This is a genomic window from Burkholderia sp. APQ4-4ca (assembly GCF_057837105.1).
Window position 1 is genome coordinate 16004 of the sequence record NZ_JBYQCG010000213.1, and the last position, 15798, is coordinate 31801.

The 15798-nt window shown below is 68.2% G+C and carries 14 protein-coding genes and 1 pseudogene; 5 read left to right on the forward strand and 10 right to left on the reverse strand.

Features of this window, described 5'->3' with window-relative positions:
- Positions 1-351 precede the first annotated feature (351 nt).
- The gene (locus tag AC3IFE_RS22600) at positions 352-1530 is read left to right on the forward strand and encodes a branched-chain amino acid ABC transporter substrate-binding protein (protein ID WP_373559879.1); all 1179 of its coding nucleotides are present in this window, start codon (positions 352-354) and stop codon (positions 1528-1530) included.
- Between the two features lie 320 nt (positions 1531-1850).
- Positions 1851-3161: an MFS transporter gene (locus AC3IFE_RS22605; RefSeq protein ID WP_489192090.1), complete on the forward strand. Its 1311-nt coding sequence runs from the start codon at positions 1851-1853 to the stop codon at positions 3159-3161.
- 108 nt (positions 3162-3269) lie between these two features.
- Here the strand turns inward: AC3IFE_RS22605 and AC3IFE_RS22610 are convergent, their stop codons facing one another.
- The 4 genes from AC3IFE_RS22610 to garD all read right to left on the reverse strand — a co-directional run bounded on the left by AC3IFE_RS22610 (position 3270) and on the right by garD (position 6602).
- Entirely contained in the window at positions 3270-3707 is a 438-nt protein-coding gene (locus AC3IFE_RS22610) for a DoxX family protein (RefSeq protein ID WP_006491342.1), read from the reverse strand.
- 188 nt (positions 3708-3895) lie between these two features.
- Positions 3896-4351, reverse strand: a complete 456-nt coding sequence (locus AC3IFE_RS22615; RefSeq protein ID WP_041489346.1) for an RbsD/FucU family protein — start codon at positions 4349-4351, stop codon at positions 3896-3898.
- 79 nt (positions 4352-4430) lie between these two features.
- On the reverse strand, positions 4431-4823 hold the full coding sequence (locus tag AC3IFE_RS22620; protein WP_489192094.1) for a nuclear transport factor 2 family protein: 393 nt from the start codon (positions 4821-4823) through the stop codon (positions 4431-4433).
- A 225-nt stretch (positions 4824-5048) separates the two neighbouring features.
- Complete coding sequence (garD, locus tag AC3IFE_RS22625; RefSeq protein ID WP_489192096.1) at positions 5049-6602, reverse strand: galactarate dehydratase; 1554 nt, start codon at positions 6600-6602, stop codon at positions 5049-5051.
- A 229-nt stretch (positions 6603-6831) separates the two neighbouring features.
- Here garD and kdgD point away from each other — a divergent pair, with 229 nt between their 5' ends.
- Positions 6832-7746, forward strand: coding sequence for a 5-dehydro-4-deoxyglucarate dehydratase (gene kdgD, locus AC3IFE_RS22630; RefSeq protein ID WP_089470663.1), 915 nt, complete (start codon positions 6832-6834; stop codon positions 7744-7746).
- 116 nt (positions 7747-7862) lie between these two features.
- Here kdgD and AC3IFE_RS22635 read toward each other — a convergent pair whose 3' ends face one another.
- Together AC3IFE_RS22635 and AC3IFE_RS22640 are read right to left on the reverse strand one after the other, a co-directional pair.
- A complete protein-coding gene (locus tag AC3IFE_RS22635) occupies positions 7863-8417 on the reverse strand; it encodes a hypothetical protein (RefSeq protein WP_089470664.1) in 555 nt (184 codons plus the stop codon).
- Positions 8418-8609: 192 nt separating this feature from the next.
- Complete coding sequence (locus AC3IFE_RS22640; protein WP_489192098.1) at positions 8610-10187, reverse strand: aldehyde dehydrogenase (NADP(+)); 1578 nt, start codon at positions 10185-10187, stop codon at positions 8610-8612.
- A gap of 192 nt (positions 10188-10379) precedes the next feature.
- Here AC3IFE_RS22640 and AC3IFE_RS22645 point away from each other — a divergent pair.
- Positions 10380-10812, forward strand: a pseudogene (locus AC3IFE_RS22645) (MFS transporter); the annotation flags it as partial.
- Positions 10813-10968: 156 nt separating this feature from the next.
- Here AC3IFE_RS22645 and AC3IFE_RS22650 read toward each other — a convergent pair.
- Both AC3IFE_RS22650 and AC3IFE_RS22655 read right to left on the reverse strand, forming a co-directional pair.
- Positions 10969-11694, reverse strand: coding sequence for a site-2 protease family protein (locus AC3IFE_RS22650; protein WP_489192100.1), 726 nt, complete (start codon positions 11692-11694; stop codon positions 10969-10971).
- The gene (locus AC3IFE_RS22655; protein ID WP_489192102.1) at positions 11691-12644 is read right to left on the reverse strand and encodes a DUF2167 domain-containing protein; all 954 of its coding nucleotides are present in this window, start codon (positions 12642-12644) and stop codon (positions 11691-11693) included. The genes AC3IFE_RS22650 and AC3IFE_RS22655 overlap by 4 nt, the downstream gene beginning before the upstream one ends.
- 195 nt (positions 12645-12839) lie before the next feature.
- Between AC3IFE_RS22655 and AC3IFE_RS22660 the strand changes: the two genes are divergently transcribed.
- Complete coding sequence (locus AC3IFE_RS22660) at positions 12840-13682, forward strand: helix-turn-helix domain-containing protein (RefSeq protein ID WP_489192104.1); 843 nt, start codon at positions 12840-12842, stop codon at positions 13680-13682.
- A gap of 35 nt (positions 13683-13717) precedes the next feature.
- On the opposite strand, the gene AC3IFE_RS22665 is transcribed toward AC3IFE_RS22660, so the two are convergent.
- Both AC3IFE_RS22665 and AC3IFE_RS22670 read right to left on the reverse strand, forming a co-directional pair.
- Entirely contained in the window at positions 13718-14929 is a 1212-nt protein-coding gene (locus AC3IFE_RS22665; protein WP_179233544.1) for an acyl-CoA dehydrogenase family protein, read from the reverse strand.
- Positions 14926-15768 (reverse strand): hypothetical protein, encoded by an 843-nt coding sequence (locus AC3IFE_RS22670; RefSeq protein ID WP_089470670.1) that lies wholly within the window; start codon positions 15766-15768, stop codon positions 14926-14928. The genes AC3IFE_RS22665 and AC3IFE_RS22670 overlap by 4 nt, the downstream gene beginning before the upstream one ends.
- Between the last annotated feature and the right edge of the window lie 30 nt (positions 15769-15798).

Here is a 15798-nt window from a genome sequence, read left to right on the forward strand (position 1 = left end):
GCACCCCGCGCCCGAAACCATCATCCTAAAAATGCCGACCACCCGCGTCTTGGCGGGTTTGCGCATTCGTCATGACGATTTCGGCATATATCAGGGTAATCGACGATATGCCGATATCGTCGCCGGCCACGCATCGAACGCGCAAGACGCACGCATTTTCGCTGTCTAGACTTCGCTTCACGGTCACGAGACGACCTCCCGCCGCTGCCGCAATCGGCATGCACGGGCCACCGCCTCCGCTGTCGCGCACGCCGATCCCGGCACAGCGCGTGCGGCGTGCGGCGCGCCTGCATGGCCCGCGCATCGGCCTGCCGACCGAACCGTCTCGCCCGGTTTACCGGCGTCGCCCGCATGCGGGCGGCAGCCCAACCACGCCATCAAGGGGAAGTGAAAGTGAAGCTGAAGGTATCGCACGTCGCGCTGGCCGCCGCCTGCGCACTGTCGGGCGCGCACGCCATCGCCGCCGACGTCGTCAAGATCGGTTTCGCCGCACCGCTGACCGGCCCGCAGTCGAATTACGGCACGGACATGCAGAAGGGCGTGCAACTCGCGATCGCCGATTTCAACGCGACGCATCCGACGATCGGCGGCAAGCCCGTCACGTTCCAGCTCGACGCGCAGGACGACCAGGCCGACCCGCGCACCGGCACGACCGTCGCGCAGCGGCTGATCGACGACAACGTCCGCGGGATCATCGGCCACTTCAACTCGGGCACGAGCATTCCCGCGTCCGACCTGTACGATCGCGCGGGGCTGCCGCAGATCTCGATGGCGACGTCGCCGCAATACACGGCGCGCGGCTACAAGACGACCTACCGGTTGCTGACGAGCGACGCGCAGGCGGGCCGCATCGTCGGCACGTACGCGGTGAAGACGCTGCGCTTCAAGCGCATCGCGATCATCGACGACCGCACGGCCTACGGCCAGGGCATCGCCGACGAATTCGCGAAGGCCGTCGAAGCGGCCGGCGGCACGATCGTCAAGCGCGACTTCACCAACGACAAGGCGCTCGATTTCTCCGCGATCCTGACCAACCTGAAGGGCGTGAATCCGGACGCGGTCTTCTACGGCGGCGGCGACGCGCAATCGTCGCCGATGATCCGCAAGATGCGGCAACTCGGGATGAAGTCGGCGTTCGTGACGGGCGAGATGTCGCGCTCGCCGACGTTCCTGAAGGTCGGCGGCGACGCGGCCGAAGGCGCGATCGTCTACATGGGCGGGCTGCCGAAGGAAAAGATGCCGGGCTTCTCCGGCTACGCGGCACGCTACAAGGCGCGCTTCAACGAAGACGTGATCACGTACTCGCCTTATTCGTACGACGGCACGATCGCGCTGCTCACCGCGATGAAGGACGCGAACTCGACCGATCCGAAGGTATATACGCCGTATCTCGGCAAGGTGTCGATCAAGGGCGTGTCCGCGCCCAGCATCGCGTACGACGCGAAGGGCGATCTGAAGGATGCACCGGTGACGATCTACAAGGTCGAGCGCGGCGCGTTCAAGCCGGTCGACACGATCGCCGGCAACTGACAACCGATTGGCCCCCTCGCCCCGCGCGGCGCGTGCACGGCTCCCCGGCCGCCCGCGCCGCGCGCGCTTCGGCTGCATGGTCCGAAGCCGCTCCCGACACGCGCTCGCGCGCAGGCATTTCGCGCTCCTGTAGAATCCCCCCACCCGCTTTGACGCTTCGTCTCCGCCGTGCCCCATCCCGGTGCGGCGGCGCGTGTTGCGTGCCTCACCCGGCACGCGGCGCTTCGACGACGCAAGCCGCGCCTTGTCAGTCCATGCCGAAAAGCGGGCCCTGGAGACGCAGCACCGACAACTACATTCGAAAACCGATCGTCCTGACCATGCAAGCTTCCGAATTGAGCGGCGCGCCTCGCGCCGCCGAACGCGCGCTCACGCGCAGCGACTACAAGACCCTTGGCCTCGCCGCACTCGGCGGCGCCCTCGAGTTCTACGACTTCATCATCTTCGTGTTCTTCGCGCCGGCGATAGGGCAACTTTTCTTCCCGCACGACATTCCCGACTGGCTGCGCCAGTTGCAGACGTTCGGCATCTTCGCGGCCGGCTATCTCGCGCGCCCGCTCGGCGGCGTGATCATGGCGCACTTCGGCGACCTGTTCGGCCGCAAGCGGATGTTCACGCTGAGCGTGCTGATGATGTCGGTGCCGACGCTGCTGATGGGCCTGCTGCCGACCTACGACACGATCGGCATCCTCGCGCCGATGCTGCTGCTGCTGTTCCGCGTGCTGCAAGGCGCGGCGGTCGGCGGCGAAGTGCCGGGCGCGTGGGTGTTCGTGTCCGAGCACGTGCCGTCGCGCCACATCGGCTACGCCTGCGGCACGCTGACCGCGGGCCTCACGGCCGGCATCCTGCTCGGCTCGCTCGTCGCGGCCGGCATCAACAGCCGCTACTCCGCGGCCGAAGTCGGCGCGTTCGCGTGGCGCATCCCGTTCCTGCTCGGCGGCGTGTTCGGGCTGTTCTCCGTGTACCTGCGCCGCTGGCTGCATGAAACGCCGGTGTTCGCCGAGATGAAGGCGAAGAAGGCGCTCGCCGCCGAGATTCCGCTGAAGGCCGTGCTGCGCGACCACGGCCGCGCGGTGATCGTGTCGATGCTGCTCACGTGGATGCTGTCGGCCGCGATCGTCGTCGTGATCCTGATGACGCCCGCGCTGCTGCAGAAACAGTTCCACCTGACGCCCGCCACCACGCTGTTCGCGAACAGCGTCGCGACGCTGTGCCTGACGGCCGGCTGCATCACCGCGGGTTCGCTCGCCGGCTGGATCGGCGCGAAGCGCGTGCTCGCCATCGGCGGCATCGGGCTGGCCGCGTGCTACTACCTGCTGTTCGCGCAGGTCGCGGCCGACGCGTCGACACTGCCGCTCTACTACGGGATCGCGGGCTTCATGGTCGGCACGATCGGCGCGGTGCCGTTCGTGATGGTCAAGAGCTTCCCGGCCGTCGTGCGCTTCTCGGGCATCTCGTTCTCGTACAACGTCGCGTATGCGATCTTCGGCGGACTCACGCCGGTGATCGTGTCGCTGATGATGAAGTCGAATCCGCTCGCACCGGTCGTGTACGTCGCGACGATCTGCGTGCTCGGCGCGATCGCCGTGCAGTTCTCGAAGGATGCGAAGGACGTGAAGGACGCACGCTGAACCGTCGGCGCGCACGCGCCGGCCGGATGAACGAAGGGCCGAATCCCGCGGCGTGCGGGATTCGGCCCTTTTGTCTTGCGTCGGCTTGGCGCCGCGACGCGGATCAGTTCAACGCAGCACGCCGTACGACGAACTCGGCCGGCGCAGCGCGTCGATGCTCGCGCCGCCGGCGCCCGTGACGAACAGCAGCAGGAACCCGCCGGCGATCGCGACGTTCTTCCAGAAGTGAATCACCATGTCGTGCTGGACGGCGGCATTCGTCGCGTCCCAGAAATTGTGTCCGACCATCGCGGTCGCGATCGTGTAGACCGCCATCAGCAACGCGAGCGGCCGGACCTTGTAGCCGACGATCAGCAGCAGGCCGCCCAGCCCCTCGATCGCGACGACGATCGGCGCGACGACCTGTTGATAGGGCACGTTCATCCCGTGCAGATACGCGACGAAATCGCTGTAGCCGAGCAGCTTCATGATGCCGCCCCACAAGAACAACGCCGCCAGCGCCAGGCGTGCGAAAAAAATGACGCCGGAATCGACGGTACGCGTCATGCCTCTCTCCTCGTATGCAATTCGACCGCCCGCGCCGGGCGTGCCCGGGCGGTTCGGCGCCGCGCGGCCCGGGAGGGCGCGCGGCAAATGGGCCAGCATAGAGGGTCTTTCCGCCGTGTCCAAGAGGTTGTAGCAAATCTTTACACTGCGGCGGCCGCGCCGGCGGCCCGGCGCGCTGAAAAACGCGTTTAGCCCGCGTCGCTCAACAGCACGCCTTTCTTGAAGATGAAGCAGCCGTAGCCGCGCGTTTCGCCGGTGACGATCACCGCATACGCCTGCTGCGCGCGCTCGTAGAACGCGAAACGTTCGACGCCGGTGAGCGGCACCGCGCGCCCTTCCGCGCGGTCGATCTCGGCCTGCACTTCGCGCTGCACGGGCGGCACCGCGGCTGCGTCGCCGACGACTTCCATCCGCCACGCGGGCGTGTCGACGAACGTGTCGAGCGGCAGCACCGACAGCACCGCGCGCACGACGCGCGCCGAATCGGCGCCGTCGACGCGCAGCGCGCGGCCGACCACCGTGTGCTCGGCAACGGATTCCGCCGGGAAATTCGCGTCGCAGATCGCGATTTCGTCACCGTGGCCCATCGCGCGCAGCGTGTGCAGGATGTCGGCGTGCAGCAGCGGGTCGAGATTCTTCAGCATGTGGGTTGGTCTCCGGGGTGGGTAACGAATCGCATAACGTTACCCGATCCCGGCGGCCGTGGTGCAGGCATCGTTCGCGTTACGACGCGGCGGCCGGCATTTCGTCGATGAAACCCGTGACCGACGCGAGGCGGCCCGACGCGTCGACGATGCCGAAGTCCGAGCCTTTCACGATCGCCGCACCGTCGGACGACACGAGCGCCCACGAGAACCGCAGATGCTGGCCGAACGCGTCGACGTCGGTCGTGCGCCGAAAGCGGCAGGCAGGGAAGCGTTGCTGCACGGCGACGATCATCGTGTCGATGCCCGCGTGGCCGTCGCCGGCCATCAGCGGATCGCGATAGGCCGCATCGCTCGCGTAGGTCGCGTCGATCAGGTCGCGGCGGCGCGCGGCGTCGGGTTCGTTCCACGCGTCGAAGTAGCGGTCGATCAGGTCGGCGTGGACGGACGAAGCGGATTGAGCGGTGTTCATGGCGAGGCTCCTTGTATGGGTGGACGATGTCGCGGACGTTTCGGGTCCGCGTGCCGCTATCGTCGCCGGGCGCGTGACGGTGGTCGATTACGTACGAGGTAAGGAAATCGCACCGACCACGCGCGGCACGCCTGCGCCGCCGAATCGGGAATGCGCCGCCGCAATGAAAACGGGCGCCCGAAGGCGCCCGCATCGTCTTGCCGCAACCAGCGCACGCGTCAGGCGTCAGGTCACCGGCGCCGGATTGAACAGCGTCAGCGCATTCGCGAGCTTCCATTGCTCGGCCCACGTGCGGCGCTTGCCGCTCGCGACGTCGAGCATCAGCCGGAACAGTGCCCAGCCCGTGTCCTCGATCGTCGCCGCGCCGGTCGCGATCTGCCCCGCGTCGAGATCCATCAGGTCGTGCCAGCGGCGCGCGAGATCGCTGCGCGTCGCGACCTTGATCACCGGCACCTGCGCGAGCCCGTACGGCGTGCCGCGACCGGTCGTGAAGATGTGCAGGTTCATCCCGGCCGCGAGCTGCAGCGTGCCGCAGATGAAGTCGCTCGCGGGCGTCGCCGCGTACAGCAGCCCCTTCTGCTTCGCCCGATCGCCGGGGCGCACGACGCCGGCGATCGGCGCGCTGCCCGACTTCACGATCGAGCCCATCGCCTTCTCGACGATGTTCGACAGGCCGCCCTTCTTGTTGCCGGGCGTCGTGTTCGCGCTGCGGTCGACGCGGCCGCGCTCCAGATAGCGGTCGTACCAGTCCATCTCGCGGATGATCTCGCGGGCCACGTCTTCGTTCGCCGCACGCGACGTGAGCTGTGCGACGCCGTCGCGCACTTCCGTCACCTCGGAGAACATGATCGTCGCGCCCGCGCGCACGAGCAGGTCGGCCGCGAAACCGACGGCCGGGTTCGCGGTGAGCCCCGAGAACGCGTCGCTGCCGCCGCACTGCACGCCGACGACGAGATCCGACGCGGGGCACGTCTCGCGGCGGCGGCGGTTCAGCCGCTCCAGATGCGATTCGGCCATCTTCATGATCGAGTCGATCATCGAGTTGAAGCCGACGTGCGCGGCGTCCTGCAGGCACACGACGCCGCCGTTGCCGGTCGCGCCGTCGGCCGCCACCGGAATCGCGCCCGGCGGCAACAGGCGCTCGGGCTGCAGCTTCTCGCAGCCGAGGCTCACGGTCATCACCTCGCCGCCGAAATTCGGATTCAGGCTGATGTTGCGCAGCGTGCGGATCGGGATGTCGGCGTCGGGCGCATCGATCGCGACGCCGCAACCGTACGTATGTTCGAGCCCGACCACGTCGTCGACGTTCGGATAGCGCGGCAGCAGTTCGTCCTTGATCCGCTTCACCGCGTGCTCGACGACGCCCGACACGCACTGCACGGTCGTCGTGATCGCGAGGATGTTGCGCGTGCCGACCGAGCCGTCCGCATTGCGGAAGCCCTCGAACGTATAGCCTTCGAGCGGCTCGAGCGGCGGCGCGGCGCGCGTGGCGAGCGGCAGGTCGTCGAGCCCAGGCGGCTCGGGCATGCGCATCGTGCGCTCGTTGACCCAGCTGCCGCGCCGCAGATCGGTCAGCGCATAGCCGATCACCACGTTGTAGCGAATGACCGGCTCGCCGGCCGCGAGGTCGACGAGCGCGACCTTGTGCCCTTGCGGCACGCCTTCGCCCAGCGTCAGCCCGTCGGCGAACGTCGCGCCTGCGGGCAAACCGCCGTCGTTGACGACGATCGCGACGTTGTCGTCCGGATGCACGCGGATGTAGAGAGGGGAAACAGTCATCGGAATTCCTGGAGCCTATCTGCGATATCGTTAGTCATCATACGACATTCAACGTCAATTGATGATGCTGCGTAAACCCTTATCCGGAAAGACCCTAACCTCGACCCGCCAGCAAACCGCTTGCGCCGCTCTTTCTTGCGTTGTACGATGACATACAACGACATCGCCAATTCGGCTCGTATGCCGTTTCCGACGAACCAGCACTCGCGCTAGACGGACGACACTCACCATGACTTCACCGCAAGAACTCAAACAGATCATCTCCCACGGCCTGCTGTCGTTTCCGCTGACGGATTTCGACGCCGACGGCAGCTTCCGTCCGACCACCTATGCCGAGCGCCTCGAATGGCTGGCGCCGTATGGCGCGAGCGCATTGTTCGCGGCCGGCGGCACCGGCGAATTCTTCTCGCTCACGCAGCGCGAGTATTCGGACGTGATCCGCGTCGCGACGGAAACCTGCAAGGGCAAGGTGCCGATCCTCGCCGGCGCGGGCGGCGCGACGCGCGTCGCGATCGAATACGCGCAGGAAGCCGAACGCCTCGGCGCGAGCGGCGTGCTGCTGATGCCGCACTACCTGACCGAAGCGAGCCAGGAAGGAATCGCCGATCACGTCGAGCAAGTGTGCCGCGCGCTGAAGATCGGCGTCGTGGTGTACAACCGCGCGAATTCGAAGCTGAATGCGGACATGCTGGAACGCCTCGCCGACCGTTGCCCGAACCTGATCGGCTTCAAGGACGGTGTCGGCGAAATCGAAAGCATGGTCACGATCCGCCGCCGCCTCGGCGATCGTTTCGCGTACCTCGGCGGCCTGCCGACGGCCGAAGTCTATGCGGCCGCGTACAAGGCGCTCGGCGTGCCGGTGTACTCGTCGGCCGTGTTCAACTTCATCCCGAAGACGGCGATGGCGTTCTACGAAGCGATCGCGAAGGACGACCACGCGACGGTCGGCCGCCTGATCGACGAGTTCTTCCTGCCGTACCTGAAGATCCGCAATCGCCGCGCCGGCTACGCGGTCAGCATCGTGAAGGCGGGCGCGAAGCTCGTCGGCCACGACGCGGGCCCCGTGCGCGCGCCGCTCGTCGACCTGACCGACGAAGAAGCCGCCGAGCTCGACGTGCTGATCAAGAAGATGGGCCCGCAGTAAGCCGGGTTCGCAGGCGGCGCGGCGCCTTCATCGGCACGGCGCGCCGGCGCCCGCAGTCCTCCGTAGCCGTATCACGCGATGGCCGCGCGGCTCGACGAGCCGGCGCGGCCATTGCATTACATCTGCGCGATCGCGCCGATGATCCGCTGGCGCACGGTCGCGAGCGTGCGCTGCGTCTCGTCGATCCCCTTGCGCGCCGCGAGCGGCCGGCCGCGCGCGGGCGACTCGGCGCCCACGATCTGTTCCAGCACGTCGCGGTCGACCACCGCATCGAAGAAGCGCCCGACCGTGAACATCGCGTACTGCTTCGCGGTCGCGAGATGCGTGTTGGCCTGCGTGAGCGCGTCGGCGCGCTCTGCGCCGTTCGGCTCGTCGATGCTGCGGCGATGCTTGAGCGCGAACACCACCGCCTCCATGTCGTACTTGAAACGCTCGACGGCCCTGCCGAAGATCAACGAATGCGGATCGGAGCCCGCGACGGGCCGCCCCTGGTTGATCGTCACGTCGAATTCGCTGCCGCCCAGCTCACGCTGCAGCGCGAACAGCGCGTCGGCCAGCACGCGCCCTTCGCTGGTTTCGCCGATCTGGGTACGGACCGATTTCGCGACGTCGCCGATCGTTTTCCACAACCCGGCCGCGAACAGGTGGTCGCCACGCTTGCTGATATTCATCGGATGGTTCCTTGTTGGTCTTGTGATCTCTCAGGCTCGCCTGCGGGCCGGACGGCCCGAGGCTTCGCTACTGTAGGAGAAACGCGGGCAACAGGAAAGACACCCTGAAAAAAAGCGGAGACGGCCATCGGCCGCCTCCGCTTTCATCCATCCGGCAAGCAGCCCGGCGTTCGCCGCCGGGCCGCCGCCACATCACTCCGCCTTCCCGTCCCGCAGCCGCGGAATCGCGAGCGGATTGCCTTCCCGCAGCCCTTCGGGCAGCAGATCGTCCGGGAAGTCCTGGTAGCACACCGGCCGCAGGAAGCGCTCGATCGCGGTCGCGCCGACCGACGTGACGGCCGGGTTCGACGTCGCGGGGAACGGGCCGCCGTGCACCATCGCATCGCACACCTCGACGCCGGTCGGATAGCCGTTGACCAGCAGGCGCCCGGCCTTGCGCTCGAGGATCGGCAGCAGCCGGCGCGCGAGCGGCTTGTCGTCGGCGTCGATTTGCAGCGTGGCCGTCAACTGGCCTTCGAGCGCGTCGAGCACGCGCGCGACTTCGTCGAGATCGCGGCAGCGCACGATCAGCGACGCCGGCCCGAACACCTCGTGGCTGAACGCCGGCTCGCCCAGGAATGCCTGCGCACCGACTTCATACAGCGCGCCGCCTGCCTGGCAGTCGGTCTGCGCGGCCTCGCCCACGCCGATTTCGCGCACGCCCGGCAGTTCGGCCAGCTTGCCGCGGCCATTGCGGTATGCGTCGGCGATGCCGCGCGTGAGCATCACGCCGGCCGCCTTCTTCGCGAGCGCCTGCGCGGCGACCGCCTCGAAACGGTCGAGATCGGGGCCGTCGATCGCGAGCACGAGGCCCGGATTGGTACAGAACTGGCCGACACCGAGCGTCAGCGAATCGACGAAGCCCGTCGCGATCGCGTCGCCGCGCGCGGCGAGTGCGGCCGGGAACAGCACGACCGGATTGATGCTGCTCATTTCCGCATAGACGGGAATCGGCTGCGGGCGCGCGTTCGCGATCTGCACGAGCGCCATCCCGCCCTGCCGCGACCCGGTGAAACCGACGGCCTGGATCGCCGGATGGCCGACCAGCGCCGCGCCGATCACGCGGCCGGGGCCGACCAGCAGCGAGAACACACCGGCCGGCATGCCGGTTTTCTCGACCGCGGCGCGAATCGCGCGGCCGACCAGTTCGGACGTGCCGAGGTGCGCCTCGTGCGCCTTCACGATCACCGGGCAGCCGGCCGCGAGCGCCGACGCGGTATCGCCGCCGGCCACCGAGAACGCGAGCGGGAAATTGCTCGCGCCGAACACGGCGACGGGCCCGAGCGCGATTTTCTGCAGCCGCAGGTCCGAGCGCGGCAGCGGCGTGCGTGCCGGCTGCGCGGGATCGATCGACGCGGCGAGGAAGCGCCCGTCGCGCACGACGCGCGCGAACAACCGCAACTGGCCGACGGTGCGGCCGCGCTCGCCCTGCAGCCGCGCGACGGGCAAGCCCGTTTCGGCATGCGCGCGCTCGATCAGCGCATCGCCGAGCGCGACGATTTCATCGGCGATCGCTTCGAGAAACGCCGCACGGGCCGCGAGCGGCTGCGTGCGGTATGCATCGAACGCATCGCGTGCGAGTTCGCACGCGCGGTCGACGTCGGCCTGCGTCGCGACGCCGAACGCCGGGGCCTCGATCGGCGCGCCCTTCGTCGGGTCGAACGCGTGCAAGGTGCCTGCCGAGCCGGCCACCGCTTCGGCGCCGATCAGCATCTCTCCTGTCAGTTGCATGGGTGTGCTCCGTGGTTCGGGAATGAATAGCTCATTGTAACGCAACAGATACGATGTCTGCCGACGGCATTGCGTCATGCTCGCCGCCTGTGAGGGCGCGGACGATACACCGCCAAGCGTTGTCCGGCCAGCAAATGACGACATTCCCATATTGTGGCGAGGATCTTCAGAGGGAAAACCCGCGGTTTCTGAATTCCGGCATTGTCCATAAACTTTCGGCCATGTCATACGACGACGTACATTTAAAATGCCCGATTAGCCCTCCCCTCGCGATTCCGCTCGACCTCGCGCACACCGCGCGCCGAACCGCCGTGCGCTACTGGATCCTCGCGATGCTGTTCGTCGTCACGACGCTCAACTATGCGGACCGCGCGACGCTGTCGATCACCGGCACGCCGATCCGCAAGGCATTCGGCATCGACCCGGTGACGATGGGCTATGTCCTCTCGGCGTTCAACTGGGCGTACGTGCTCGCGCAACTGCCGAGCGGCTGGCTGCTCGACCGCTTCGCGCGCGGCGCGTGTATGCGGCGAGCATCTTCCTGTAGTCGGCGTTCACGCTGCTGCAGAGCACGATCGGCTACCTCGTCGGCGCGAGCGGCTCGTTCAACGGCGCGCTGGTGTTCGTCGGGCTGAACGCGCTCGTCACCGTGTTCAGCTATCTCGTGATCGTGAAGGACATCAAGCGCGTCGAACTGCGACATCGCGCCGCGTGAGGTTCGACCTTTGAAAAACGGCGGCCGCTTTTTACGCAGCCGCCGTTTTTTTGCATCGGATCGACGTCAGACCGACGCGTGCACGACGCGCAGCATGTCGTGCACGCCGGACGTCATCAGCGCAAGAAACGCGAGCAGGCCCACGTAACAGAGCGCGTAGGTCGTCTTCGTCTCGATCGACGTCGCGTAGTACACGCGGTTCTCCGGCGCGTCGGGATCGTAGCGCCACGCGCGCTTCAGTTGCGGCAGCGCGAGGATCGCCATCACGATCAGCAGCGGGCTCGGCCGATACGCGAACAGCGCGATCAGCACCGGCACGCCCGCGAACCAGATGCGCGGCGACAGCACCGCGGTGATCCGCCCGCCGTCGAACGGCGACAACGGAATCATGTTGAACAGATTGAGGAAGAAGCCCGTGTACGACAACGCGAGCAGCAGGTTGCTGTCGGTGTGCCGCGCGGCCGCGTAGCAGGCCAGCGCGCCGAGCGTGCCGACGAACGGCCCCGCGAGCCCGACGTACGCTTCCGTTTCCGCGTCGTGCGGCATCTCCTTCAACTGGATCCACGCGCCGACGAACGGGATGAAGGTCGGCAGCCCGACGTCGAGCCCGCGCCGCTGCGCGGCGACGTAGTGGCCGGCTTCGTGCACCAGCAGCAACGCGACGAAGCCGGCCGCGAAACGCCAGCCGTAAAACAGCGCATAGACCGCGATCGACGCGAGCATCGTGCCGGCCGATACGAGCACCTTGCCGAGCTTGAGGCCGCCGAAGATCAGCAGCAGCAGCTTCGTCATTCCTTGCGCTCCGTGGCGGCCCCGTCGGATGCGTCGGCGACGGCCGGCACCGCGGCCGCCTTCGGCTTGCGCCCGAAGAAGCGCTTGAGCGCCGCGCCCCCGGCCAGCAGCGCGAGCGCGCCGACCTTGAAGAACTTCACCGCGAACGCGCCGATCAGCGCGAGCAGCCCGAGCTTTTTCGCGCCGACGCCGACGATCAGCGCCGCGAGCCCGTACTCGGCGACGTGGTCGGTCGACTGGTTGAAGTCGGCATAGCGCTTGCCGTCGTTGAAGCGGATGTTCGACAGCAGTTCGTCGGCCGAGGCCTTGTACTTCGGCAGATCGGCGAGCGTCGACGCCATCGTCAGCGACAGGTAGCCGTCGCGGCCGAGCACGAGCGTCCGGTAGTTCACGCCGTCGTTCGCGGCATTCGGCGCCGCGCCCTTGTCGCGGATGATCGCCGACCACACGAGCCGGTGCGTGGCCGCGTCGTACGCAGGCGCCTTCGCCCAGCCGACCACCTCGGTTTCGGGCAAGCCGCGCTCCTTGCGCGCCGGATTGCTTTCCTCGGTGCCGGCCTGCAGGCTTTTCAGCAGTTCGTCAGGCTTCCAGTCCTTCGCGTCGTCGTCGCGAATGTAGCCGCTCGGCTCGAACGACACGACCGAGAGCCAGTCGGCGTCCGGATCGTCGGGCAGCACGAGGCCGACCAGCTTCGATTCGTCGACCGAATTGCCCATCGAGCGCAGGTAGCGGCCGGCTTCGGCGGCCGGCACGAACGATTCGCCGGCCTTCAGCTTCAGCACGGCTTCGTGTTTGACGTCGATGTCGGTCGGCCCCTTCACGACCGCTTCGTTGGCGGCCGCGGCGGCGGCCCTCATTTCTACCTGTGCAGCTTCGGTCTGCGCGTGGCCGCGGGTCGCGGCGAGTGCGAGCGTCGCCACGCAGGCGAGCCGGACGGCAAGTTTTTTCATTGTTGGATTCCCCTGGAATGCCTTGTTGTCGATGTGCGCGGCGGCCGGCCCAGGCGTTGTGGTCGCGGGTCCGGCGCCGCCTCTCAGGTGGCACGGGGGCTATGGTAACGCAGCGGCTGCACGCGACCGGGCGCGGCGCGATGCTTACCTCGCAGGTAATGCCGAAGCGGCGCGGGATTGCCTATCATCTCCTCCATGAACTCGACCGCCGCCTTCCATTCGCCTTCCCCGTCCGCCGGCCGTGCGTCCGGCGTCGGGCCGCTGCTGCGCACGTGGCGGCAACGCCGGCGCCTGAGCCAGATGGCGCTCGCGCTCGAGGCGGACGTGTCCGCCCGCCACCTGAGCTTCGTCGAATCGGGCCGCGCGCAGCCGAGCCGCGAGATGGTGCTGCATCTCGCCGAACGCCTCGACGTGCCGCTGCGCGAACGCAATGCGCTGCTCGTCGCGGCCGGCTTCGCGCCGCTGTTTCGCGAACGGCCGTTTTCGGACCCGCAACTGGATGCCGCACGTCATGCGGTCGAAGCCGTGCTGCGCGGGCACGAGCCTTATCCGGCGCTCGCGGTGGACCGCCACTGGACGCTGCTCGCGGCGAACCGGATGCTCGGCGCGCTGGTCGCGCAGGCGGACCCCGCGCTGCTGCAGCCGCCCGTCAACGTGCTGCGGCTGAGCCTGCATCCGGACGGTCTCGCGTCCCAGATCGTCAACCGGCACGAATGGCGCGCGCATATCCTGCATCGGCTGCAACGGCAGATCGATGCGAGCGGCGACAGCACGCTGCATGCGCTGCGCGACGAGCTCGCCGCGTATCCGGCGCCGGCCAGGCAGCCCGACGATTCGCACGCGCGCACCGATTTCGCGGATATCGCCGTGCGGCTGCGCACGACGCGCGGCGAGCTGACGTTCTTCAGTACGACGACGGTGTTCGGCACGCCGGTCGACGTGACGCTGGCGGAACTCGCGATCGAGGCGTTTTTCCCGGCGAACCCGGAAACGGTGGAGGCGATGCGAGCGTTGGCGGAGGCGTTGCCGGCGGCGTAACGCCGGCAAGCGTGCCGGCACCGTCCCGCTGCTGATTACGTATAGAGCGACGCCGGCGGCAGCTCGCCCGTCAGCGCGAACCGGCCCACGTCGCGCAGCCGGTAGTCGAGCGGATCGTGCAGCGTATGCGTGCGCGCGTTCCGCCAGAAGCGGTCGAGGCCCAGCGACGCGGCCGTCGCGCGCGCGCCGCACGCGTCGAACAGCGCCTCGCCGTTATCCAGCGCCGCGCGCTGCGCGACGATCTTCGCTTCCGATACCGCGAGTGCGGCTTCGGCGCGTTCGTCGGCCGTCAGCGCATCCTGCCGCGCCCACGCGTGCTGCAACGCGCCGGCCGCGCGATCGGCCAGCGCCGCCGCGGCGATCGCGCGCACGCGCATGTCGCCGAAGCGCTGCAGCGTGTACGGATCGTCCTCGGCCCGCTCGACGCCCGCATGGATCCACGGGCGGCCATGCTGCCGCACGTAGTCGCGCGCCTCGGCCAGTGCGCCTTCCGCCAGGCCGACGAACAGGTTCGTCAGCACGAGCTGCGACACGAGCGTGCGCAGCGTCGCGCGCGGCGTCGGCGCGGCCTCGGAGCGGTGCAGCACCTCGTCCGGCGCGAGCGTCACGCCGTCGAAGCGCACGCTGCCGCTGTCGGTCTGACGCTGGCCGACCGGATCCCAGTCGTCGTTGACCGTGATGCCGGCCCGATCGGTCGGCACCACGCCGAACACGGTGCGGCCGATCGCCGGATCGTGCGCGGACACCGTCATCCGCTGCGAGCCGCGCGTGCCGGAACAGAAGCCCTTCACGCCGTCGAGCCGGTAGCCGCCGTCGGACGTCGCCGTGGCGACGAGCCGCGTGTCGAGCGGATTGACCGCGTTGCCCCACCACCAGCGCCCGTCGACCGTGCCGCGCAAATAGCGCTCGCGCTGCGCGGCGCTGCCCCACACGTCGACGCTCACCACCTGCAGGCACTGGAAGCCGACCAGATGCGCGAGCGCGCTGTCGACTCGCGCGACCTGCCGGATGACGTCGTAGATCGCGGGCCACGCCGCTTCCTGCCCGCCGAACGCACGCGGCACCGCGAGCGTCAGCAGGCCCGCATCGGCAAGCCACTGCTTCTCCTGTGCCGCATGACCGCCGGCGCGGTCGCGCTCGGCGGCGCTCACATGCAGCGCATCGATCGCGCGCGCCAGCGCGGCGCGGTCGACGGCCGGTGTATCGGTAGCCGGCGCGAGCGTCGCCGGGCCGCTTGGATCGTTCATGCGACAGCTTCCTGTTCAACGGTTTCGCCCGACAGTGGAGCGAGCGCACCCAGCTGACGGCCGGTCAGCCGCGACAGGATCTCGCGCCGCCAGTCGTCGTAGATCGCACGATATTCGGCGATATCCGCGCCGAATACCAGTGCGGTATGCGCGTATTCGTCGTGCAGATAGCCGTCGAGCCGCGCCTGGGTTTCCTCGTCGGCCGCGATCACGCGATCGATCAGCGCGTCGCGCTCGGCCGCCGGCAGCGCCTGGAGCGTGTCGAACCACCACTGGACGATCTGCACGCGATGCCATTCCTCGTCCGGGCGAATCCGGTTCTCGCCGTGCTCGCGCATCGCGCTGTCCCCGATGCGGCCGGTCTTGCGCTGGATCCACAGCTTCGCGAGGATGTGCAGCTCATAATGCCATTCGAACGCGAGAAAGCCCGCGACGTCGCGCACCGCGATGTCGCCGATGCGCGCCCAGTGCGCGGCGACGAGCCGGTCGACTTCCGGCAGCGGATCGCGCCCCGTGAGTTCGGTCACGCGCTCACGGCCGATCACCGCGTGCGCGCCGTCGTCGCCGAGCTGGCGCGACAGAATCAGCTGGAAATGCGGATCGTCGCGAAACAGCGTGTCGATCGCCTTCGCGACGACCTGCACGATGAACAGGTCGTGCGACGCCATCTTCGTGTAGTAGTCGGCGACGGCGGCCAGTTCGTCGCCGTTGCGCGGCTCGCGCGGCGGCGTGGCCACCTTGTCGAGGAAGCCCGGACGATGGCGTCGCGCCACCTCCAGAAACAGCGTTTCCTCGAATTGTCCGTTCCATTCGCGCGGCGCGCCGATAGGCAAGGTCATGGTTTTCTCTCAGGATCAGGAATGAAGCGA

Coding starts and splice junctions, on each gene's coding strand:
- AC3IFE_RS22600 (WP_373559879.1), top strand. CDS start 352: ATGCGGGCGGCAGCCCAACCACGCCATCAAGGGGAAGTGAAAGTGAAG.
- AC3IFE_RS22605 (WP_489192090.1), top strand. CDS start 1,851: ATGCAAGCTTCCGAATTGAGCGGCGCGCCTCGCGCCGCCGAACGCGCG.
- AC3IFE_RS22610 (WP_006491342.1), bottom strand. CDS start 3,707: ATGACGCGTACCGTCGATTCCGGCGTCATTTTTTTCGCACGCCTGGCG.
- AC3IFE_RS22615 (WP_041489346.1), bottom strand. CDS start 4,351: ATGCTGAAGAATCTCGACCCGCTGCTGCACGCCGACATCCTGCACACG.
- AC3IFE_RS22620 (WP_489192094.1), bottom strand. CDS start 4,823: ATGAACACCGCTCAATCCGCTTCGTCCGTCCACGCCGACCTGATCGAC.
- garD (WP_489192096.1), bottom strand. CDS start 6,602: ATGACTGTTTCCCCTCTCTACATCCGCGTGCATCCGGACGACAACGTC.
- kdgD (WP_089470663.1), top strand. CDS start 6,832: ATGACTTCACCGCAAGAACTCAAACAGATCATCTCCCACGGCCTGCTG.
- AC3IFE_RS22635 (WP_089470664.1), bottom strand. CDS start 8,417: ATGAATATCAGCAAGCGTGGCGACCACCTGTTCGCGGCCGGGTTGTGG.
- AC3IFE_RS22640 (WP_489192098.1), bottom strand. CDS start 10,187: ATGCAACTGACAGGAGAGATGCTGATCGGCGCCGAAGCGGTGGCCGGC.
- AC3IFE_RS22650 (WP_489192100.1), bottom strand. CDS start 11,694: ATGACGAAGCTGCTGCTGCTGATCTTCGGCGGCCTCAAGCTCGGCAAG.
- AC3IFE_RS22655 (WP_489192102.1), bottom strand. CDS start 12,644: ATGAAAAAACTTGCCGTCCGGCTCGCCTGCGTGGCGACGCTCGCACTC.
- AC3IFE_RS22660 (WP_489192104.1), top strand. CDS start 12,840: ATGAACTCGACCGCCGCCTTCCATTCGCCTTCCCCGTCCGCCGGCCGT.
- AC3IFE_RS22665 (WP_179233544.1), bottom strand. CDS start 14,929: ATGAACGATCCAAGCGGCCCGGCGACGCTCGCGCCGGCTACCGATACA.
- AC3IFE_RS22670 (WP_089470670.1), bottom strand. CDS start 15,768: ATGACCTTGCCTATCGGCGCGCCGCGCGAATGGAACGGACAATTCGAG.